Origin of the sequence: Oceanobacillus saliphilus (assembly GCF_023522835.1) — a bacterium.
GTDB lineage: Bacteria > Bacillota > Bacilli > Bacillales > Amphibacillaceae > Oceanobacillus > Oceanobacillus saliphilus.
Genome location: NZ_JALCZU010000007.1, coordinates 105260 through 125210, shown reverse-complemented (window position 1 = coordinate 125210; position 19951 = coordinate 105260). Strand labels below are relative to the sequence as shown.

Genomic DNA, 19951 nt, shown 5'->3' with positions numbered 1-19951 from the left:
AAATCAGATAATCTTTGGTGAATAGGGAAGAAGCCGCTGTAATTTAAACAGCGGCTTCTTTATTAATAAGGGTCCGCTTCATGGCCTTTATCGACTGCATCTTTCTTTGCTTTTTCAGCATCCTTTGCACCTAGTGGATGGTGACTTGATACGTTTTTGTCCAGCATCTGAACAGCCTTTTTGAGCCCTTCACGCAATCTTCGGCCGTATTCCTCGTCTGCTTCTTCAGCGAGAGCGATCATTTTATCTTGAATACGCTGGTCGCATGTGGCAAGATCGTTCACGAGATTGCTGATTAACTCGTCTTTTTCCCAGTCTTCAAATTCACGGTAGGTTTGTCCAGCCTGTTTCGTATTGTCATTTCTGTCAATGGATTCACGGACAAGCTTACCTTCCACATGTGGTGTATGTTCCTTGCCAATCTGTTCCGCTTCCTTCAGACCGCCTAGTACGGAGGGTTCATAATTTATGTGCGGATTCTGACCAGGAGCTTTATCACTTTGGTGTCTCAGTTGCCCACCTTCCTGATTAGTTGCGACACGTTTTTTCGCAGCGTTTATTGGTACTTGGAGATAATTTGCTCCTACACGATAACGTTGGGTATCAGAATAGGAGAATGTTCTGCCCTGAAGCATTTTATCATCTGAGAAATCAAGCCCATCAACAAGAACCCCTGTACCGAAAGCAGCCTGTTCCACTTCATTGAAATAGTTCTCTGGATTCTTGTTCAATATCATTTTTCCGACAGGACGCCAAGGAATCTGATCTTTTGGCCACAGTTTCGTATCATCAAGTGGATCAAAGTCCAACTCAGGATGATCGTCATCACTTAAGATTTGGACAAAAAGCTCCCACTCCGGATAATCTCCTTGTTCGATTGCATCGTAAAGATCTTCAGTAGCATGGTTGAAGTTTTTGGCTTGAATTTCTTCCGCATCTTTCGTAGTCAGATTTTTGATGCCCTGTTTAGGTTCCCAGTGGTACTTGACAAGCACAGCTTCTCCTTCACTGTTGACCCATTTGTATGTGTTGACTCCAGAACCTTGCATCATTCGATAGTTGGCCGGTATTCCCCAAGGTGAGTAAATAAATGTAACCATATGAAATGATTCAGGAGAATTGGCACAAAAATCAAAGAACCGTTCTGCATCTTGAATATTTGTTACCGGATCTGGTCGGAATGCATGGATCATGTCAGGGAATTTCATGGCATCACGGATAAAAAATATTTTTAAATTATTACCTACTAAATCCCAGTTGCCATCTTCTGTGTAAAATTTAACTGCAAACCCACGCGGGTCACGTACCGTTTCAGGGGAACCTGCATTATTTACTACTGTTGAAAAACGTACAAATACAGGTGTTTGTTTTCCTTTATCTTGAAAAACTTTAGCTCTGGTATATTTGGATACTGGTTCATCACCAACGGTTCCATATGTCTCAAAATAACCATGTGCACCTGCACCGCGGGCATGAACAATCCGCTCAGGAACTTTTTCCCTGTCAAAATGACTGATCTTTTCAATGAAATCATAGTTCTCAAGTGTAGCCGGCCCACGATTTCCGACAGTTCTTATGTTCTGATTATTTGTCACTGGATGTCCCTGTCTCGTCGTTAACGTATCATTATTTTCCAAATTCGTTTGAGAATTATTCTCCTTTGACGGATCTTTTGCCATTCCTTCTCCTCTTTTCTTTTGAGATTTGTAGTTGCAGCCAAATAAAGCTTAACATTACCTATAATTTCCCTAAGGCAGACAAAATAATCGTAAATCAAGAAAAAAATGGAAATATATGATTATAGAAAATAGCAGTTTAGAATGGATAACAAGTTAGAAAGGATGATATGTATGGAAATGTTATTTAGATAGATATAATAGAATTTTTCCATCTTTTTGATTAATCTCTAACAAATTTTACCCTCCTTCTGCTAAAATGATATTAATCTGCATTCAAAGACTTAGAAAATAAATAGCTATAGTGAGTAAAACAAAGAAGGGGGCTTTTGGAATGCCTATAAGAATACCAGCTAAACTGCCTGCAAAAGAAGTTCTGGAACGGGAAAATATTTTTGTAATGGAAGAAGAACGCGCAACAACCCAGGATATTCGACCTCTAAATATAGTAATCTTAAATTTAATGCCTGAAAAAATAAAAACAGAAGCCCAGCTGCTACGTTTTTTGGGAAATACACCCATACAGGTAAATATATCATTCCTACGACTCACAACACATGAATCTAAAAATACAAGTAAGTATCACCTGGACACTTTTTACAAACCATTTTCCGAAGTAAACAAAAAAAGATTTGATGGTATGATTATTACAGGTTCTCCTGTAGAACTACTCTCGTTCGAAGAAGTGGATTATTGGGATGAATTGAAGGACATAATGGATTGGTCGAAAGAAAATGTGACGTCAACGTTGCACATTTGCTGGGGAGCACAGGCTGCATTATATCACCATTACGGCATTGGCAAATATAGGTTGCCAGAGAAGTGTTTCGGTGTTTATGAACATGAAGTATTATTGCCAAACGAAAACCTTGTTCGTGGATTTGATGATCATTTCCCTGCTCCACATTCACGGTATACAGATATCGAATACGAGAAATTAATGAACCATCCCGAACTTCAAGTATTGGCTCGTTCGGATCAGGCAGGAGTATTTCTTGCTTCATCCAAAGACGGGAAAAACATTTTTGCAACAGGTCATTTGGAATATAGTGCAACCACATTGGCAGAAGAATATCACCGTGACCGTAAACGGGGAATCGATACAAAGTTGCCTGAAAACTACTTCCCTGATAATGATCCGGAAAAAGCTCCATTGTACAGATGGAAGAGTCATTGCAGTCTCATGTTTTCCAATTGGCTGAATTACTATGTATACCAGGCAACTCCATACGAATGGGATTGACTTCACTTCACTACAGAAAAAAAGCTGAGCTTACGCGTAAACCGTAGCTTCAGCTTTTTTGTTTAGGCTGTTTGCTGCAAACTTGGACCTCTGTTTATTACTTGTCCCACTAGAAAGAAGTGCTGTTTTGTTGCGAAATCTGTAGACTGACTGCGGGATAAGTAGCTTCGGCGACCGCTCTGGGAAATACACTCTCAGGATCGCGGGCGGCTGGTGAGCCCCTTCAAGAATCACGCATTTCAGTGTCTCACCGATGCCTCTTTTCCCGCAGAAGTCTCCGTGTATTTTCCCAGAGCTGGTTAGAAAATTTCTGCCCATTACTGCTCTTGCTATAATTAAAATAGAATTATACAGCTTCAACAGTCCGGGTGAGCGGAGGGCAGTCGACTCCTGCGGGAACAGCACGTGTCCTCAGCCCCGAAGAGTGGTTTTCTCTTCGGGGCTGAGGCCGTGCCCGCGGAAAGCGACTGCCCGCAGCGATCTCGGACGACGGGAAAAGCAGATTTTTGAGAAAAAAGCTACAGTTACGTTGCATTTTATTTCAACTGCGAGAAAACAACGAACCCTATGAAAAGAGGGGTTGTTTGCTATTGGCAGTATATGTTATTGGGTGCTCTTCAAAAGGTGCTTCTTCATAACTGTCAATTAAACCTTTTGTACATATTGCTTTCTTTTGAATGACCTTTTGTTTCAGATTTACGTTGATTGGCCCATTGAATGGAAAGTCATCCAACACGACTGTATTGGCATCTTGCCACTTGAGATGTAATTTCGGTTTACAAAATTCATGAATGTCTTCATTGGTTGGAATTCCGTTTTTGAAAAAAGAATGTTCATCTTGTTTTTCTACTCCGGGTTCATTCATGCAAACATATAGGGAGAGGTTATCTGCAAGCTGAATAAGTCCATAATGAAATTCAAACAAACGTTTGTTGAAATTATCCAGTGTGTCAACAATTGTTTGTTGCCTCAATTCCTCATAGGTTACAAATGCCTGCGCTTCAAGTGAAGTATTGTTCACTAAAAATCGCTTATAGTGTTCACTGCAAAGCATCGCTGCATAAGGATCAACCTTTTCCACTTCATCAATTCCATGCTTATACAGTATGATTTTAGGCAGATTTGGAAAGTCAAAAAAGGAATATGGTGTCTTTTCTTTGTCGTTCAGGAAAGGTTGTTTATCAAATTCTTTCCATCCGTGATCATGCTGATATGCCGCATATTCGACCGATTCGCGGAGCTCTTGGCCATAGAAATAATCTGCTTTCCACTGTTTGAGAATATCTCCGGAAATCTGTGCATGGTGATCCTGTTGAATCAATACATAATCATGTTCACGTTCTCTGACAATCATCCAAAGTCATCCTTCCTATCGTTAGAATGTAATCTAAGTATAAGCAAATTTGATAAAAGGGCAAAATAAAAACTTCATCACCCGTTTATTAAAACGAAAACGGGTGATGAAGTAATCTAAATCAGTTTATTAAACTGCAACCTTTTATTCAAGGCATATATGATCGGGATGCCGATTGCCAGTACAGCAAATTCACCAACCGCTGTCGTGAACCATGTGAACAGGAATGGAAGCTCCAATGCCAGTGTTAATTCAAAGGCGATGATAAACATGTTAAATGTGAAAACAAGGGTGTTAGCAACAAGCAATACCCAGATGTTTTTAATATATCTTGCGAGCAAGATGATAACTGCCAATGAGATGGCTGAATGTGCTACCCCAAACACTAAATCGTACCATCCTAACGGCGAGAATAATAAGTTATATAAGAATACACCTAATACAATTCCAAAAAAATAGCGTCGGTCAAATACGATGAGGTGGTTGAATATCTCAGAAATCCGGAATTGGATATTCGTAAAACCAAAGGGTACAATAAGTGCGGATACGGCAATGTACAATGCTGCCAATAGCCCATTTATAACAAGTGTTCTAACTTTCATGATAAATCTCTCCTTAGTTTTTTATCGTGGGATGGTTACGAACCACGTAAAGCAATGCAAATTAGTATAATACAAAAGCTGGGAAAAGAAAAGGTTTTTTTCTATGGTATCAGTCTGTTGACTTTTTCAACGAAAATAATTATACTTACATAAAGTAACTAAGTATAGACTTGTAATTATTATTGGATACGATTTGATTAATTTAAAATAAAAATAAAAAGTAAAGGAAGATTTATATGGAAAAGAAATTTTTTGAGAAACCGACAATCTATGTTGGTGAAGTTAACATTAATGTAACAAACTTGGAGAGATCCGTTACTTTCTATAAAGATTTCATGGGATTTAAGGTGTTGAGCCAAGAGGAAAGTAAAGCAGTAATGACAGCAGATGGGAAAACCCCTATATTAACATTGAAACAGCCTGAAAATGTATTACCAAAGGCTGAAAGAACGACCGGATTATATCACTTTGCTATCCTTTTACCTTCCCGTAAGGATTTGGCCACCTTTTTGAAACATATCATCCAAGCTACAAATGGACAAATGCGTTTGGGAGCATCTGATCATTATGTCAGTGAGGCACTCTATTTTGATGATCCTGATGGGAATGGAATAGAAGTTGCTCATGATAGGGATTCATCCGAATGGAATTGGTCTGATAATCAAGTTTCCATGGCAACGGAGGCGCTTGATGGGGATGGATTACTTGCTGAAGCAGAAGATAATTGGAAGGGAATGCCTGAGGATACAGTAATGGGGCATATTCATCTGCATGTTGCCAATCTGGAATCAACAAGGAAATTCTACGTAGATGGTCTTGGGTTTGATGTGGTCACAGAATATCCCGGAGCACTTTTCACTTCCCATAATGGGTATCACCATCATATTGGATTGAATGTCTGGAACGGGACAGGTGCGCCAAAACCAGCTCAAAATAGTGTTGGATTAAACTGGTTTACGTTGAATTTTCCAGATGAAGAAACACGTAAAAGTACAATTGAAAAACTGAACGCAGCAGGAGCTTCAGTTAAAGCTGAGAAAGATCACTATGCTACTGAAGATCCATCAGGGAACACCATTCTTCTGAAACTAAATTAAGCGGGGGAACCATTCATGACTAAACAACAAAAGAGTAGATCATTTGAAGTTGGCCTATATACATTGGGAGATATCCAGACAAATCCGATGAATGGAGAAACGATTTCAGCAAGGAAACGGACGTTGGAAATAATTGAGGCCGCAAAACTTGCAGATGAAGCCGGACTGGACATTTTTGGTGTCGGGGAGCATCATCGTCTGGATTATGCCGTTTCGTCGCCTCAGATGGTGCTATCTGCTATTGCGCAGGCAACGAAGAATATAAAGCTTACAACGACGACAACCGTTTTAAATACAGTTGATCCGGTAAGGTTATTTGAAGATTTTGCTACCCTCGATTTGATTTCAAATGGGCGCGCTGAAATAATCGCCGGCCGGGGGGCATTTGTGGAATCATTCCCGCTATTCGGATACGATTTTAACGATTACGATTCACTGTTTGAAGAAAACCTTGAACTTTTAATGAAGTTGAATGAAAGTGAACGGGTTACATGGAACGGGAAATTCCGAACACCACTTCAGGACGCTGAAATAGCACCACGACCATTTCAAGAAAAAATCCCTGTTTGGGTGGGAGTTGGAGGAACTCCTTCCAGTGCAGCTAGGGCTGGGAGGTACGGACTCGGTATGACAATTGCAATGATCGGTGGAACACATTCCGGATTTATGCCCTTAATTGATGCCTACCGTACTGCTGGACAACAGGCTGGCTTTGATAACCAGCTTGAAATTGGGATAACCGGACATGGCTACATTGCAGAGACAATGGAAAATGCAAAGGATGAATTTTATCCGTATTATGCCAACTATATGCAGAACATTAGCAAGCAGAGAGGGATGAATGGGCAACTAAAGCGTTCAGATTTTGAACGCATAACAGGGAAAGAAAATGTCATGTTCATTGGAAGTCCTCAGGAAATTATTGAAAAAGTACTTTATCAGCATGAATTGTATGGCCACACGCGCTTCATGCTCCAAACGGACATTGGGGCATTGCCATTCGAAAAAGTGGCCAAGACAATTGAATTATTAGCAACAGAGGTTGCACCGGTATTACGTCGGGAAATAGAAAAAATGGATGAAATAAAGGAAGCTGCAGAAGTTTAATTTCTGCAGCTTCATCTTTATTCTATTGTCATTTTATAACTATTTTACTTTGGAGGAGATTATTTTCTTCATAAAGGGTAAAGTTATACTATGTAAAATTTTTTTTGAAGGAAGGAAACAACATGGTATACATATTATTGATTATAGGCTTTGTGCTATTGATAAAAGGGGCAGATTGGTTTGTTGATGGATCCTCCAATATAGCAAAATTACTCAGAATTTCGCCAATTCTTATCGGCCTTACGATTGTCGCTTTTGGTACAAGCTCTCCTGAGATAACAGTCAGTATTATTGCTGCACTGGAGGGAAGTGCAGATGTGGCTCTCGGTAATGTGGTCGGGAGTAATATTTTTAATATTACCCTTGTAGTTGGTTTGGCTGCATTTTTATATCCGCTCGCTGTACAGAATGAAACGGTTAAGAAAGAAATACCTTTTACATTATTATCCACCGCTGCTTTACTCATATTAATGAGTGATGCTTTTCTTCAAGGGGAGAGAAATAACCTGCTTACCCGTGGTGATGGGTTGATTTTACTTTTATTCTTTACTATCTTTATGATCTATATTTTTGAGATTGCTTTAAAGGATAGGAAGGCTTCAAAGGAAGAGCCACTGCCAGAAGGAATTACATGGGGCAGAAATATTTTTATATCGCTATTAGGGCTTGCTGCGATTATTGTCGGTGGAGATCTGGTGGTTTCCAATGCAACAGAAATAGCGTATACGTTTGGTATGAGTGAAACAATGGTAGGTCTGACCATTGTAGCAATAGGTACCTCACTTCCTGAGCTTGTCACTTCCATTTCTGCAGCATTGAAAAAACAAAGTGAAATTGCGCTTGGAAATATTGTTGGAAGTAATATCTTTAATATTCTTCTCGTTCTAGGTACCTCTTCCGTTATCACACCGCTTGCCTTTGATGGTAAGGTTTTTACTGATCTGTATATTATGGTTATTTTAACGATTGTTTTATTAATTTTTTCCAGAACGAATTATAGAATTGGAAAGCGTGAAGGGCTTATTCTCGCATTTGCGTATGTTGTTTACCTCATCTATGTTATTATCCGAAATTAAAAATCCGATGTGCTAGTTATCTCTGGTAGCACATCGGATTTATTTAATTTTTATACCATGCACTTGCTGCCTGTACTTCTGCCATTGTTAATTGGTGACCATGGTTCTCCCAGTGAAGTTCCACTTGTGCGCCAGCATTTTCCAATAATGTTTTGAGCTCCTCTGATTCATGAGCAGGGCATATTGGATCATTGGTACCTGCTCCAATGAATACATTTTTACCTGAAAGATCCGGTAAATCGATTCCTCTTCTAGGTACCATCGGGTGATGCAATATTGCCCCTTGTAATGCATCCTTAAAATGGAACATTAAGCTTGCGGCAATATTGGCTCCATTCGAGTAGCCAACTGCAGTGATATTTTCGCGATCAAATTCGTATTTTGCAGCTGCCACGTCCAGAAATTCATTTAACTCATTTGTACGGAAAATCAAATCTTCCTCATCAAAGACTCCTTCAGCCAATCGTTTGAAGAAGCGTGGCATTCCATTTTCAAGTACATTTCCGCGGACACTTAGTACATTTGCTTCTTTGTCAATAATTCCGGCAAGCTGAAGAAGGTCTTGTTCTGTTCCTCCTGTACCGTGCAGCAATAATAATGTAGGTCTAGATTGGTCAGTTCCTTTATTAAAAATATGCTTCATGCTTTATTCTCCTCTCGTTATTTAGGTCTCTCCATTGCAAATATATCTCCTATTTTAGCGTAATTCGTCCCTGCTAGTCGGCTAAGGGCACCCAGTTTAATGGGGTCAATTTTTCCATCGTGATAGATTTCTTCATCAATGTGAAAACGGACAATTTTGCCGATAATTAAATCAGTACCAATGGATCCATCTTCCCCCAATTCAATCACTTGCTCTAAGGTGCATTCCATCCGAACTTTAGCTTCTTTTACTCCCGGAACAGATACTTGTTCACTGTCAATGAGAGTTAGGCTGGTCAAAGCTATTTCGCTCTCATTTGGGGATAGGGTAGCAGCAGTTTTGTTGATTTCAACCACATTACTTTCATCAACAATGTGTATTACAAATTCCTTTTTGCCCAGAATATTGCGCGCAGTATCTTTTTGCTTTCCATCTCTTCGCTGGGCCGAGACAGAAATCATCGGGGGATTGGATGATACAATATTGAAATAGCTGAATGGTGCTGCATTAACTGTATCATTTTCAGTAAGACTAGTGACAAAGGCTATTGGCCTCGGTATGATGCTTCCAATTAATAACTTATAATTTTCCCGTTCCGTATTGTTCGTTGGATCTAATGAAAGCATAAAATACTCCTCCAAATTTTTTTAAACTTCTTTTGTTGGCAATAAGAAACTTAGCTGACACTAGCAGTTCAAATAGGGTATACGCCCAAAGGAATAGGCGGAATGACTACTTTCTAGTGGCTGGCTTAGACTTAAATAACAGCAACGCAAATGCCTTGTTTACTTTATGCTTTCTCCTCTATTGCCAACTTTTTTTAATACGTCAATTAGTATCTGTTTATGTTCGTTAGAAACATCTTCAAAAACATCCTCGATAACCTTTTGGTGTTTCGGGAAAATCTCATCCATTAGCTTTGTCCCTTTATCTGTAATCTGAATGTACACGACACGTCGATCCTCTGCACAATCACTTCGTTCCAACAATCCCTTATTTTCCAATTTATCAATCACATACGTTATGGATCCGGTATTGATTAGAACTGCCTCCGAAATTTGACGGATGGTTTGTCTGCCTTTATGATATAATGCTTCGAGTATCGTAAAATCAGAAGTACGCATTCCATGGCTGCTGATATCTTTTTTGATAATTTCCTCTAATGTCTTTGAGGCTTTCATTAATACAACAAAAGCTTTTAAAGAAAAATTTTCGCTCATTGAGTTCTCCTCCAATCTTGTTTTTTTGGCAGGAAACAAAGGATAAAGTTACCTACCTGTATTAGTACAACTAAGGCTATCACCGAAAAGCTTCGTGACAATCAAGTTATCTAATAGGAATCATTTTATTTTTAATTAATATAGTTTTAATTAAGTATAATAATACAGAGTTGTATCGATAATGTCAACTCTTAGGATGTGCTTATTTAAATGGAAATAGCCAAATACAAAGGAAATAATAAGAGTCTGCTGTCAGTACAGGCTCTTATTAATGATGGAAAAGCGCTGCTAATGTCCTAGTTCCTTTAAAAAGGGCTGTCTGAAATTAATCACTTTTAATTTCGCTTCGTTTCAACTGCTGCATTTTCTTATTGAAAAGAGTGGGATATGACATAAAACCGAGCATTACACTTGTGACCGCGGCAGTTGTCAATAGTAGGAACAAAATCAGCAATTGGAACTGTACGGCCTGTACAGGGTCAGCTCCAGCGATAATTTGTCCGCTCATCATACCAGGTAGCTGAACAAGGCCAATCGTTTTTTGACTTTCAATTGTCGGAATCATACTCGCTTTTATGGATGTGATTAGAGATGTATGAATGGCTTGTTTTGGTGTTCCTCCGAGAGACAGAATCAATTCTGTTTCATCCTGCCGTGTTTCAATTTCAGATGTAAATCGGTTTAGGAAAAGGATGGCAAGTACCATTGAATTCCCTACCACCATGCCACTGATCGGAATAATGTACTGGGCGGTTGGCGGGGTGATGTGAAAACCAAGTAAAATACCTTGTGTCAGCACCTCCACAAAGATAAAAGTACCTACTAGCTTCCAAGTAATCCCCTCAATGGAAGCCCCTTTTTTCCTGGCATTTTGTGTTGCTGCTCCGATCATAAGTACGACCATTAATATTATATAAAGGTAATTTCCAGACTCAAATACAAAGGTAAGAATATACCCGACTGCAAGCAATTGGATAATGGAGCGGACTGTTGCTATCGTCGTATCTTTTTCCAAACCCAGGTTTAACGTTTTCGATAAAATAATCGGAATAAGTACGAAAATCAGTGAAAGGGAAAGGGCTAGAATGCTCATTCGAATTCCCCCTTCACAAACCGTTTAACGAGATCATTCTGAGGATTATTGAGTAGAGAGCTATCTCCTGATTCGATGAGTTCTCCATTCATCATCACCCACGTATAATCACCGATCGATAATGCCTGATCGAGATTATGTGTAATCCATACGATGGTAACGTGATACTTTTTGTTAATATTCGTTATTAGTTCTTCAATATCCTGTTTGGAAACTCGATCCAACGATGAGGTGATTTCATCAAGCAGCAGGATTTTTGGTTTATTCACCAGTGTTCTGGCTATCGATACTTTCTGCCGTTGTCCACCTGATAAATCCTTCACATTCCGATGTAAATATTCTTCACCAAGGCTTACATCTTCCAATAGCCTCTTTGCCTCATCTTCAGGTAGTTTCTCCCCTTGGAGAGTGAGTGGCATAGCTAGATTTTTTAGAACACTGCCACGTAACATCGTAGCGCTCTGAAGTGCCAGTCCTACTGTGCGTCTCAGCTCTGTTGGTTCATAGCTGTTAATGTCTTTGCCATTTACTGCAATTTCTCCACTATCAGGGGAAATGAGCCCATTGCATAACCTGAATAATGTTGTCTTGCCTGCTCCGGATGGCCCTACGAGTGTAGTGATTTTTCCGTCCGGGAACACCCCTGTAATATTTTTAATTATTGTCAGATCCTGATCAGAATACGAAACATGATTAAACTGCAGTGCTGCTTTATTGTTGCGTGTCATAATATCCTCCATAATGGCCTACGAATGCATTTATTTAAAAGTGTTTTCTATTTCTATATTATCTTCATAGAGTTTACCAAACATTTGAGGTGCCTGTCACTCCCCGGTTTTTGACGGAATGTGTCGAAGGTGAAGGTGGTTCAATAATAATGCAATTACAAAAAGCATGATCCCTTTATGGACCATGCTTTTTGCCCCCATAAAGGGGAGCGCGGAAAATTTGGAATGCATGTTAAATCAAATCACTTTTTCTGACGAAATTTCTACAACCCGTCATTAAAACTAACATCTTATTTACAGTTGTTTCGAAAGACCGTTGCGAAGAACATTCGCAATCCCGTCTCACCTTTTCAGTTAAACAGTTGCACTTTTACAAAAAACTACTTACCGCTTTGACACTTCAATTCTGGAACGTTTAAAACTTCAGTTCCTGACTTCGTCTATCACGTCAGTAAAGCAAATTTTCCGCCAAGGCTGTGCATTTCATCATTGGAAATCATTTTTAAACAAGTTGCAAGCAAAACTATTCGCAAGTCGTTTTCAAATTCCTTCCAATGGTAGTTCGCCTTGTACTTATATATACCCCTATTTGCGGATATTAAACCTTTGTTTCAAAAATTTTTCCTGACCACTTTACAACCTATACGTATTTGTATATAGTGTAGATACCTAATAATTCTAGGTAGGTGAAAATATGTTTAATCGGGAATTGGTAAAAGGGAGTACATCACTCCTTGTCTTACAGTTATTGAACGAACGTGACATGTATGGCTATGAGCTTGTTAAAGAAATGGACCGTCGCAGTGATCATAACCTGCAAATGAAAGAAGGCACTTTATATCCTGCCCTCCATAAGATGGAAAAGCAGGAATACATTGAATGCTATTGGCAAAATCAGGAGAAGGGCCCAGCTCGAAAATACTACCAGATTACAGCCCAGGGAAAAGAAATTTTAGCTGAACGTACTTCCGAATGGCATCGTTATGTTCAAGTCATGAACAACTTAATCGGGAGAAATGAGTCATGAGTTTAGCGGAACAATTTCTTCAAGACTTAGATAAAGAGATCGGAAACCATCCGGATAAGCAAGAAATATTAGCGGAATATGAGTTGCACGTAGTTGAATTACTGAATGATATGCCAGTGAATGAAACTAACACTTACGAGGAATTGACCAAAAGAATGGGAACTCCGAGTGAGATTGCTAAAATTTGGCATCAGGAAGAATCGGTGACTCCAAAAAAGACGCAGTGGCTGTTTGTGCTGCTGAACATTTCAATTTTTATCGGTGGAATTCTTTTAACGTTAAGCAATCATGTTTTTCATTGGGGCTGGGCGGAGAGACTATGGGCAGCGTTGACAGATGCGACTTTCATTATTATGGTTGTCTACGCATCATTTTGGGGTCTATTGGGATATGAAATAGGCAAAGAATTTGGATATGGAGGATTTAAGCTATTAAATAAAACGTTTATCGTTTCACTCTTGCCAAATTTAATCTTAATGTATTTATCTGTTTTTAAACTCCTACCTTATGAATGGTTTCAGCCTTTTCTTAATATACCTTTTATCCTATTATGTATTATTTTTACAGGAATGCTTTATCCAATCAGCTGGATTGGTTACAGATGGGGCAGGAAAATTTCAGTATGAAGCGGGCTTGTATTCACTCGAGTCCCTGTGAAAAGGGATTTTTTTACCTATATACATAGAATTACTAGGTATATAGGTTTACAATGCAAAGGTGGTATTAAAATGGAGAGAATTAGAATGCAACAAAGAGCTAGCTTGTTTTTCCTTGTATGTTTAGGCTTGGGTGTATTGGGAGAGATAAGTTTCCTGCATGGAAGAATTGGTCTGTCATACATCGTGTTTCTAACGGGGTTTTACCTTGTGTTTTTTGTGAGATATCGTCTTTCCTTTAATCATCGGAGAATAGGTTTACTCTTCATGCTGGCCATTTGGATATTGGCGGGAAGTTTTGTTTTCTACGACAATATTCTCTTTTATAATCTTAATTTATTTATCCTTCCGTTATTAGTCCTTTTCCATATCGTATTGGTTACAGGTCCGAAGAAGCTCGATTGGGCGGCACCAAGCTTTTTAAAAACACTATGGGATAAGCTTATTGCAGGAATTAAATATAGTTTTCGGTTTTGCAACAGTTTGTTTGATAAACTATTTAAAAATATGAACATCCAACTAGCGCAAACGTTGAAACGGGTCCTAGCGGGTCTGGTGATAGGTATTCCTTTACTATTGGTTATTACAGGGTTATTGATGTCAGCTGATACAGTTTTTCAAGATGTGGTATTACGCTTGCCGCAATTTATTTTGGAACTTCATTTTTGGGAGGGGACATTTCGAATCTTAGTTGTTATCTTTTTAGGGTTATTGTTTTTCGGACTATTTCAAGTGTTGCAAGTAAGAATCAAACCAAAGGAAAATTCTCGTCCTGCAACAAGGTTCGAATGGAGCTGGGACAGTATAACGGCGATAACCATTTTAATCATGCTTAACACCGTCTATGTATTATTTGCAGTCATCCAGTTTAGGTACTTTTTCAGCAATGGTTTGCAAGATGGCTTTACTTATGCGGAATATGCTAGAAGAGGCTTCATGGAGCTAATGCTCGTTACGTTGATTAACTGGAGTCTTATACTGAGTTACCTGAAATTTGTGCATCCGGTAAGTAAGGCTCTCAAAATCACGTTAAAGATCATGTACTCTCTGTTAATTGTTGTAAGTGGTATTATGCTAATCTCCGCATATCAGCGTTTAAGTATGTATGAAGCGGCTTATGGTTTCACTATTGATCGTATTTTAGCCCAATCATTCATGGTTTTTCTATTCGTTATTTTTGCTTACACATTGATAAAGGTTTGGATCGAGAAGTTAACGCTATTGCATTTCTATTTCATTGCGGGATTGGTTTTCTATATCACTTTAAACGCGATGAACTTGGAAGAAATCATTGTTGACAGTAATATGGAACGCTATGAAGAGACAGGAAAACTGGATGTCTATTATTTGGACTCTCTTTCCTATGCAGGAGTAGATGGATTAATGGAGTTGTTCGAGGCAGAACCGGATTACCCAGAGTTAAGAAGGATATTGCAGCAAAGGCAAGAACAGGTAATGAACGAGCCAGAAACTTCATGGCAATCCTTTAATTTTACAAGACAGGATGTTATCCGGAAAATTCAAGAACTTGACTTATAATAAAAAGTGGGGGATAGCCAATGAATACATCACCAACACATGTGGCCATCATTATGGATGGAAATGGACGGTGGGGAAAAGAAAGAGGATTTACCCGAAGTAAGGGGCATTATGCTGGGGCACAGGCAATGGAAAAAATTATTGATGCCAGCATCGAATTGGATATTAAGATAGTAACGCTGTTTGCATTTTCTTCAGAAAACTGGAGTAGACCGCAGGATGAAGTCAATTATCTCATGCAATTACCAGTAAGATTTTTCAAGAAAAAACTGCCTGAGTTTATGAAACGAAATATTAGAGTGTTAATTTCCGGCAATCAAGAAGCACTTCCGGAGCCAACGAAAAAAGTGTTTCGTAAGACGGTAGAGGCTACGAAAAACAATAATGGCATTATCGTTAATTTCGCTTTTAATTATGGCGGCAGGGATGATATTTTACAGGCTGTTCATCAAGTGATTGAAGGAGTTCGGAATAAGAAAATAGCTCTAGATAATGTAAATGAACAAATGATACAGCAGTTTCTTTATACAAAAGAACTGCCCGATCCAGATATAGTCATACGCACCGGCGGAGAGAAAAGGGTAAGTAATTTCCTTTTATGGCAGTGCTCCAAATCACAATTCTATTTCAGTGATGTATATTTTCCTGATTTCACGAAAGAATTACTGCAACAAGCCATACAGGTGCCTGGCACTCCCCGAATTTTGTCGAATCGCTTGACGAGGTGAATTGTTGTTATGAAAAGGGCTTTGTGCTAGACTTATTGTAACCTAATCAGAAATGGAGGGTTTCCCAATGGCATCTATCAGACTTCGTATCCAAGGTTTGAATCGTTAATTTCATACGTTCAAGTCTCTGTCTGTACAGAGAGTAAACGGGATCAGTCTGCCTTTTACAGGAAACCTTTTAATATACGTAACGTTAAAGAGAAGGGGGAGTAGTCTACCTTCTTTTTTGTTGTCCAATTTTTAAATCTCCACAGAAAATCTGGATAAGTGATCAATTAAACTTATTTCCGTTTACATGGCACAGGCAGAGGCCTGTGTTTTTTAGTAAGCAACATTGGAGGGTAAAATATGAAAAATGATGCAATATTAGTTGGCGTTAATACATCCCATAATGAAGAGGGCTTTAGTTATTCGATGGAGGAACTGGAAAATCTGGCGGATGCCTGTGGAATTCAGACGATAGGAAAACTGACGCAAAATCTCAATCGGATCAATCAGAGTCACTATTTGGGTAAAGGTAAATTAGAGGAATTAGGGAATCTGATTGAAGAAGAGGAAGTGGACGTAATCATATTTGATGATGAGCTGTCTCCTTCTCAAATTAGGAATATTGAGGAAGCAACGGACTGTGAAGTAGTCGATCGAACGATGCTTATTCTGGAAATCTTCGCAAGACGCGCAAAAACGAGAGAATCCAAGCTTCAGGTTGAAGTAGCGAGATTAAGATATATGCTGCCACGATTAATCGGAAGCAGAGAATCTTTGGGACGTCAGGGTGCTGGCTCTGGCCTCGCAAACAGGGGATCGGGTGAGACAAAACTGGAGACAGACCGAAGAAAAATTGAAGAACAGATTACGAAGTTAAACCGCGAGCTGGATAATTTGGTGCATCAACGTATAATACAGCGAAAACAACGGGAAAAAAATAATATACCAGTAGTTTCTCTTGTGGGATATACAAATGCAGGGAAGTCCACTTTAATGAATGCGGTGCTCGAATTCTTTAATAAGGGAATGGGTAAACAAGTATTTGAAAAAGATATGCTTTTTGCTACCCTGGAAACTTCTGTAAGAAAGGTGGAACTTGACACGAATCAGACCTTTCTATTGACGGACACAGTTGGATTTATTAATAAATTGCCGCATCATTTGGTGAAAGCCTTCCGTTCTACGTTGGAAGAAGTACGTGAAGCAGACCTGCTCATTCATGTGATGGATGTAGCTAATCCCCAATATGCCCAACATCAAAAAATCACAAATAATATCTTGAGTGATATCGGTGTTAAGGAAATTCCAGTAATTAACGCATACAACAAAGCGGATGTTGCCAACTTGAAATATCCTCGTGTGGAAGGTGACGCTATTTACTTATCTGCCAAAAGAAGAGAAGGAGTAAAAGAGTTAACGGATGCAATCAAAGATGTCATTTTCAAATCGTATACTACATGTGAGCTTCTGATTCCATATGCAGAAGGCCAGATTGTAGCCTATTTTAACAAGTATGCGAACGTCCTCGAAGAAGCATACGATCCAGAAGGGACCAGACTGGTAGTAGAATGTAAATTAGCAGATGCTGCTAAATATCAACAGTATGTAATTAACGGATAAAAGATGCCATTGTCCCGTGATTAAATCTGGCATGGAGGATATGGAATTAATGGGAAAACAGTCGCTTCGTTTATTGGGCTTAAACTTGATGGAGGGCATCCCCTATGGAAAATTTATGGGAAAACATCTTCCATCAAAGAGAACAAAAAAGACAACATTTCAGATGAACGATACATGTTCATAAATATGGATATAGGAAAGAAATGCCCAGCAGCCGAATTACTGCTGGGCATTTCTATTTTTGTCAGCCTTCTGTTTGGTAAATTATCTGTTCCTGCCAAGATAAGCCAATTTATCCTACCAGTATCGTTACAGCGGAAATAATCAGTCAGAAAGCTTCTCAGACAGTATATTTCTTAAAAGAATGCGGAATTTTTCCTTATCTTCAAATGTGAATGGCTTTGGTCCCTTCGTGCGCTTGCCACTTTTGCGTGCCATTGCACTTAAATAACGGGTTTGTAAAAGCTGATCAATATTGTCATTGGTATATACAAAACCTTTGTGATGCAGCACGTCGCATCCTTTTGCAAGACCCAATGATGCCAGCCCATAATCCTGCGTCACAATGATATCCTCTTTTTCTGCCAGCTTCATAATACGGTAGTCAGCCGCCTCGGCCCCAGTATCGACATAGATGGTTTTTACACCAGGGGGATCATCAGCATTGGAAAAATGGGATAGGCTTGTAACCATTACTACTGGTATGGTTAACATGTTAGCTTCAGCAATGATTACTTCCTTTACAGGACAAGCATCTGCATCAACATATATTTTCATTGTAAACCTCCCCTGATTAACTCAATTGATAGTGATAATAATACCAGGTCATAATTTTGTCAATATAAATCCTTTATTCCGAAAGATTTAATAATAGAATGACTAGCTATTAATCAATAAATAATAGAGAATGTAAAAAGGGTTTTCAAATTCTGCATGATTGATTATGATAAACGAGAATATATTTATAATTTGTTGAGAGAATGGGTGAGTATATGGAATACAAAATTGATAAGATGATTGACTCAGATTGGGAACAGGTACAGGCTATTTACATACAAGGTATTCAAACAAAAAATGCGACATTTGAAGAAGCGGCCCCTTCCTGGGAAAGCTGGAATAAGGGACATATAGAAGTGTGCAGATTCGTCGTACGAGAAGGAGAAAAAATCCATGGCTGGGCAGCCTTAAGTCCAACCTCTGATAGGAGAGCATTTGCAGGTATTGCAGAATTAAGTATATACCTACGTTTGGAAAGTGCCGGCAAAGGAATTGGCATCCTCCTGATTCAAAAGATGATAGAAGCAAGTGAAGCAGCAGGGTTTTGGACATTGCAATCAGGAATCTTTCCGGAAAACGTATCAAGTATGAAACTGCATGAAAAAGCCGGATTCCGTATCATCGGTATACGAGAGCGTATGGGTAAACTGAATGGTGTGTGGCGAGATGTAGCCATGATGGAGCGCAGAAGTAAGATTGTTGGGATGGATTAATCGGTAAGTTGGAATACCACATGTCCCAGTTCAGATCAAAAGCAGGAAACGCATAAAAGACGAACTTCATCGGTGGCATATAACTAAAAAGGTGTCTCATATTAGGTACCATTTTTAAAAAGATAAAAGTATAAAATTTTGGTAGCAATCAATTCTTACACCTAGTCGGCCACTTGCTTTTGTTCCTAAGAAAGCTTCGAGTTTCTTACCTGCCCCTGTTTTCTAATGTGATATACTGGATAAAATGAATAGTTGCTTTATCTCGCATTAACGGGCTGTAATACCTCTAACGCGGCAAAACCAAAGCTTGAAGTGATAAGGATAAACAGCCCGTAAATTGATGATTCTGAGCCAGGAGACCTGCCATAAGGAAGGACATTTATTCCTACGGGAGATAGGAGGATGTTACGCTGATTTGTTTAGATGCAGTGCATTTGTATGATCAGTGTCATTCCCATACATCTTCAAATAATGAAGGTGTTTTTTAGTTATGAAAGGGAGATTTCTTTGGGAAAAATAGCAATAAAAGATACGAAAACGATTCAGACCAGGCTGGTAATGCCACCGGACACCAATCATTTAAACACTATTTTCGGTGGGAAAGTACTAGCATATATCGATGAAATTGCAGCCTTAGCCGCAATGAAGCACGCAAATAGTGCAGTAGTTACAGCCTCCATAGATTCGGTTGATTTTCTGTCTTCGGCAAAAGTTGGTGATTCATTAACTTTGGAGGCTTTTGTAACGTATACAGGGAAAAGTTCCATGGAAGTGTTTGTAAAAGTATCCGCACATGATTTGATCAAGAATGAAAAGAAACTTACAACGGAATCATTCCTGACAATGGTTGCAGTAAACGAAGATGGAAAACCTGTTCCAGTACCCGGCGTATTCCCGGAAAGTGATGAGGAAAAGATTTTATATTCTACTGCGCCAGCAAGAAAAAAGAATCGGATGAGGCGCAGTGCATTTAGACAAGATCAGCTATAGAGCTTAAGCAATGTGTTGTGTTAAACAAATGGACCTGAACCTGTTCGTATTTACATATACTAATTTGTCTGGAG

Annotated in this window: 20 protein-coding genes and 1 riboswitch; of the genes, 11 read left to right on the top strand and 9 right to left on the bottom strand. The window is 39.1% G+C overall.

What is annotated here, in order from left to right; all coding sequences use genetic code 11:
* Positions 1-62: 62 nt before the first annotated feature.
* Positions 63-1679 (bottom strand): catalase, encoded by a 1617-nt coding sequence (locus tag MN204_RS12835; RefSeq protein WP_249871486.1) that lies wholly within the window; start codon positions 1677-1679, stop codon positions 63-65.
* Between the two features lie 331 nt (positions 1680-2010).
* Between MN204_RS12835 and metA the strand changes: the two genes are divergently transcribed.
* Positions 2011-2919: a homoserine O-acetyltransferase MetA gene (metA, locus tag MN204_RS12830; RefSeq protein WP_249871485.1), complete on the top strand. Its 909-nt coding sequence runs from the start codon at positions 2011-2013 to the stop codon at positions 2917-2919.
* Between the two features lie 565 nt (positions 2920-3484).
* Here the strand turns inward: metA and MN204_RS12825 are convergent.
* Both MN204_RS12825 and MN204_RS12820 read right to left on the bottom strand, forming a co-directional pair.
* Positions 3485-4273: a DUF3891 family protein gene (locus MN204_RS12825; protein ID WP_249871484.1), complete on the bottom strand. Its 789-nt coding sequence runs from the start codon at positions 4271-4273 to the stop codon at positions 3485-3487.
* A gap of 116 nt (positions 4274-4389) precedes the next feature.
* Entirely contained in the window at positions 4390-4875 is a 486-nt protein-coding gene (locus tag MN204_RS12820; protein WP_249871483.1) for a QueT transporter family protein, read from the bottom strand.
* Positions 4876-4882: 7 nt separating this feature from the next.
* A riboswitch (PreQ1 riboswitch) is annotated at positions 4883-4927 on the bottom strand.
* 184 nt (positions 4928-5111) lie between these two features.
* On the opposite strand from MN204_RS12820, the gene MN204_RS12815 reads away from it, so the two are divergent.
* The 3 genes from MN204_RS12815 (at position 5112) to MN204_RS12805 (ending at position 8155) form a co-directional block, all read left to right on the top strand.
* A complete protein-coding gene (locus tag MN204_RS12815) occupies positions 5112-5972 on the top strand; it encodes a VOC family protein (protein ID WP_249871482.1) in 861 nt (286 codons plus the stop codon).
* A 15-nt stretch (positions 5973-5987) separates the two neighbouring features.
* Positions 5988-7079: an LLM class flavin-dependent oxidoreductase gene (locus MN204_RS12810; RefSeq protein WP_249871481.1), complete on the top strand. Its 1092-nt coding sequence runs from the start codon at positions 5988-5990 to the stop codon at positions 7077-7079.
* Between the two features lie 122 nt (positions 7080-7201).
* The gene (locus MN204_RS12805; protein ID WP_249871480.1) at positions 7202-8155 is read left to right on the top strand and encodes a calcium/sodium antiporter; all 954 of its coding nucleotides are present in this window, start codon (positions 7202-7204) and stop codon (positions 8153-8155) included.
* Positions 8156-8198: 43 nt separating this feature from the next.
* On the opposite strand, the gene MN204_RS12800 is transcribed toward MN204_RS12805, so the two are convergent.
* The 5 genes from MN204_RS12800 to MN204_RS12780 all read right to left on the bottom strand — a co-directional run bounded on the left by MN204_RS12800 (position 8199) and on the right by MN204_RS12780 (position 11839).
* Positions 8199-8798 carry an alpha/beta hydrolase gene (locus tag MN204_RS12800; protein WP_249871479.1) on the bottom strand — a complete coding sequence of 200 codons (600 nt, stop codon included), beginning with the start codon at positions 8796-8798 and terminating at the stop codon, positions 8199-8201.
* A gap of 17 nt (positions 8799-8815) precedes the next feature.
* Positions 8816-9424 (bottom strand): flavin reductase family protein, encoded by a 609-nt coding sequence (locus tag MN204_RS12795; protein WP_249871478.1) that lies wholly within the window; start codon positions 9422-9424, stop codon positions 8816-8818.
* 159 nt (positions 9425-9583) lie between these two features.
* Positions 9584-10018 (bottom strand): MarR family winged helix-turn-helix transcriptional regulator, encoded by a 435-nt coding sequence (locus tag MN204_RS12790; RefSeq protein ID WP_249871477.1) that lies wholly within the window; start codon positions 10016-10018, stop codon positions 9584-9586.
* Between the two features lie 325 nt (positions 10019-10343).
* A complete protein-coding gene (locus tag MN204_RS12785) occupies positions 10344-11111 on the bottom strand; it encodes an ABC transporter permease (RefSeq protein ID WP_249871476.1) in 768 nt (255 codons plus the stop codon).
* Positions 11108-11839, bottom strand: coding sequence for an ABC transporter ATP-binding protein (locus tag MN204_RS12780; RefSeq protein ID WP_249871475.1), 732 nt, complete (start codon positions 11837-11839; stop codon positions 11108-11110). Before MN204_RS12780 ends, MN204_RS12785 begins: the two co-directional genes overlap by 4 nt.
* Before the next feature lie 694 nt (positions 11840-12533).
* Here MN204_RS12780 and MN204_RS12775 point away from each other — a divergent pair.
* From MN204_RS12775 to hflX, 5 genes are all read left to right on the top strand, one after another.
* Positions 12534-12866, top strand: coding sequence for a PadR family transcriptional regulator (locus tag MN204_RS12775; protein ID WP_249871474.1), 333 nt, complete (start codon positions 12534-12536; stop codon positions 12864-12866).
* Positions 12863-13492, top strand: a complete 630-nt coding sequence (locus tag MN204_RS12770) for an HAAS signaling domain-containing protein (RefSeq protein WP_249871473.1) — start codon at positions 12863-12865, stop codon at positions 13490-13492. The genes MN204_RS12775 and MN204_RS12770 overlap by 4 nt, the downstream gene beginning before the upstream one ends.
* 102 nt (positions 13493-13594) lie before the next feature.
* Positions 13595-15061: a DUF4153 domain-containing protein gene (locus MN204_RS12765; protein ID WP_249871472.1), complete on the top strand. Its 1467-nt coding sequence runs from the start codon at positions 13595-13597 to the stop codon at positions 15059-15061.
* Between the two features lie 20 nt (positions 15062-15081).
* Positions 15082-15789: a polyprenyl diphosphate synthase gene (uppS, locus tag MN204_RS12760; RefSeq protein WP_249871471.1), complete on the top strand. Its 708-nt coding sequence runs from the start codon at positions 15082-15084 to the stop codon at positions 15787-15789.
* 348 nt (positions 15790-16137) lie between these two features.
* The gene (hflX, locus tag MN204_RS12755) at positions 16138-17397 is read left to right on the top strand and encodes a GTPase HflX (protein ID WP_249871470.1); all 1260 of its coding nucleotides are present in this window, start codon (positions 16138-16140) and stop codon (positions 17395-17397) included.
* 324 nt (positions 17398-17721) lie between these two features.
* Here the strand turns inward: hflX and MN204_RS12750 are convergent, their stop codons facing one another.
* Complete coding sequence (locus MN204_RS12750) at positions 17722-18174, bottom strand: YaiI/YqxD family protein (protein ID WP_249871469.1); 453 nt, start codon at positions 18172-18174, stop codon at positions 17722-17724.
* A gap of 215 nt (positions 18175-18389) precedes the next feature.
* Here MN204_RS12750 and MN204_RS12745 point away from each other — a divergent pair, with 215 nt between their 5' ends.
* Together MN204_RS12745 and MN204_RS12740 are read left to right on the top strand one after the other, a co-directional pair.
* Positions 18390-18887, top strand: coding sequence for a GNAT family N-acetyltransferase (locus tag MN204_RS12745; RefSeq protein WP_249871468.1), 498 nt, complete (start codon positions 18390-18392; stop codon positions 18885-18887).
* Between the two features lie 558 nt (positions 18888-19445).
* A complete protein-coding gene (locus MN204_RS12740; RefSeq protein WP_438804706.1) occupies positions 19446-19877 on the top strand; it encodes an acyl-CoA thioesterase in 432 nt (143 codons plus the stop codon).
* Positions 19878-19951 lie beyond the last annotated feature (74 nt).

Bases quoted from the DNA above. Each gene is read 5' to 3' on its own strand.
- MN204_RS12800 (WP_249871479.1), bottom strand. From the start codon at position 8,798: ATGAAGCATATTTTTAATAAAGGAACTGACCAATCTAGACCTACATTA.
- metA (WP_249871485.1), top strand. From the start codon at position 2,011: ATGCCTATAAGAATACCAGCTAAACTGCCTGCAAAAGAAGTTCTGGAA.
- MN204_RS12835 (WP_249871486.1), bottom strand. From the start codon at position 1,679: ATGGCAAAAGATCCGTCAAAGGAGAATAATTCTCAAACGAATTTGGAA.
- uppS (WP_249871471.1), top strand. From the start codon at position 15,082: ATGAATACATCACCAACACATGTGGCCATCATTATGGATGGAAATGGA.
- MN204_RS12790 (WP_249871477.1), bottom strand. From the start codon at position 10,018: ATGAGCGAAAATTTTTCTTTAAAAGCTTTTGTTGTATTAATGAAAGCC.
- MN204_RS12750 (WP_249871469.1), bottom strand. From the start codon at position 18,174: ATGAAAATATATGTTGATGCAGATGCTTGTCCTGTAAAGGAAGTAATC.
- MN204_RS12740 (WP_438804706.1), top strand. From the start codon at position 19,446: ATGCCACCGGACACCAATCATTTAAACACTATTTTCGGTGGGAAAGTA.
- MN204_RS12825 (WP_249871484.1), bottom strand. From the start codon at position 4,273: ATGATTGTCAGAGAACGTGAACATGATTATGTATTGATTCAACAGGAT.
- MN204_RS12780 (WP_249871475.1), bottom strand. From the start codon at position 11,839: ATGACACGCAACAATAAAGCAGCACTGCAGTTTAATCATGTTTCGTAT.
- MN204_RS12775 (WP_249871474.1), top strand. From the start codon at position 12,534: ATGTTTAATCGGGAATTGGTAAAAGGGAGTACATCACTCCTTGTCTTA.
- MN204_RS12785 (WP_249871476.1), bottom strand. From the start codon at position 11,111: ATGAGCATTCTAGCCCTTTCCCTTTCACTGATTTTCGTACTTATTCCG.
- MN204_RS12770 (WP_249871473.1), top strand. From the start codon at position 12,863: ATGAGTTTAGCGGAACAATTTCTTCAAGACTTAGATAAAGAGATCGGA.
- MN204_RS12805 (WP_249871480.1), top strand. From the start codon at position 7,202: ATGGTATACATATTATTGATTATAGGCTTTGTGCTATTGATAAAAGGG.
- MN204_RS12745 (WP_249871468.1), top strand. From the start codon at position 18,390: ATGGAATACAAAATTGATAAGATGATTGACTCAGATTGGGAACAGGTA.
- MN204_RS12765 (WP_249871472.1), top strand. From the start codon at position 13,595: ATGGAGAGAATTAGAATGCAACAAAGAGCTAGCTTGTTTTTCCTTGTA.
- MN204_RS12795 (WP_249871478.1), bottom strand. From the start codon at position 9,424: ATGCTTTCATTAGATCCAACGAACAATACGGAACGGGAAAATTATAAG.
- MN204_RS12810 (WP_249871481.1), top strand. From the start codon at position 5,988: ATGACTAAACAACAAAAGAGTAGATCATTTGAAGTTGGCCTATATACA.
- MN204_RS12820 (WP_249871483.1), bottom strand. From the start codon at position 4,875: ATGAAAGTTAGAACACTTGTTATAAATGGGCTATTGGCAGCATTGTAC.
- hflX (WP_249871470.1), top strand. From the start codon at position 16,138: ATGAAAAATGATGCAATATTAGTTGGCGTTAATACATCCCATAATGAA.
- MN204_RS12815 (WP_249871482.1), top strand. From the start codon at position 5,112: ATGGAAAAGAAATTTTTTGAGAAACCGACAATCTATGTTGGTGAAGTT.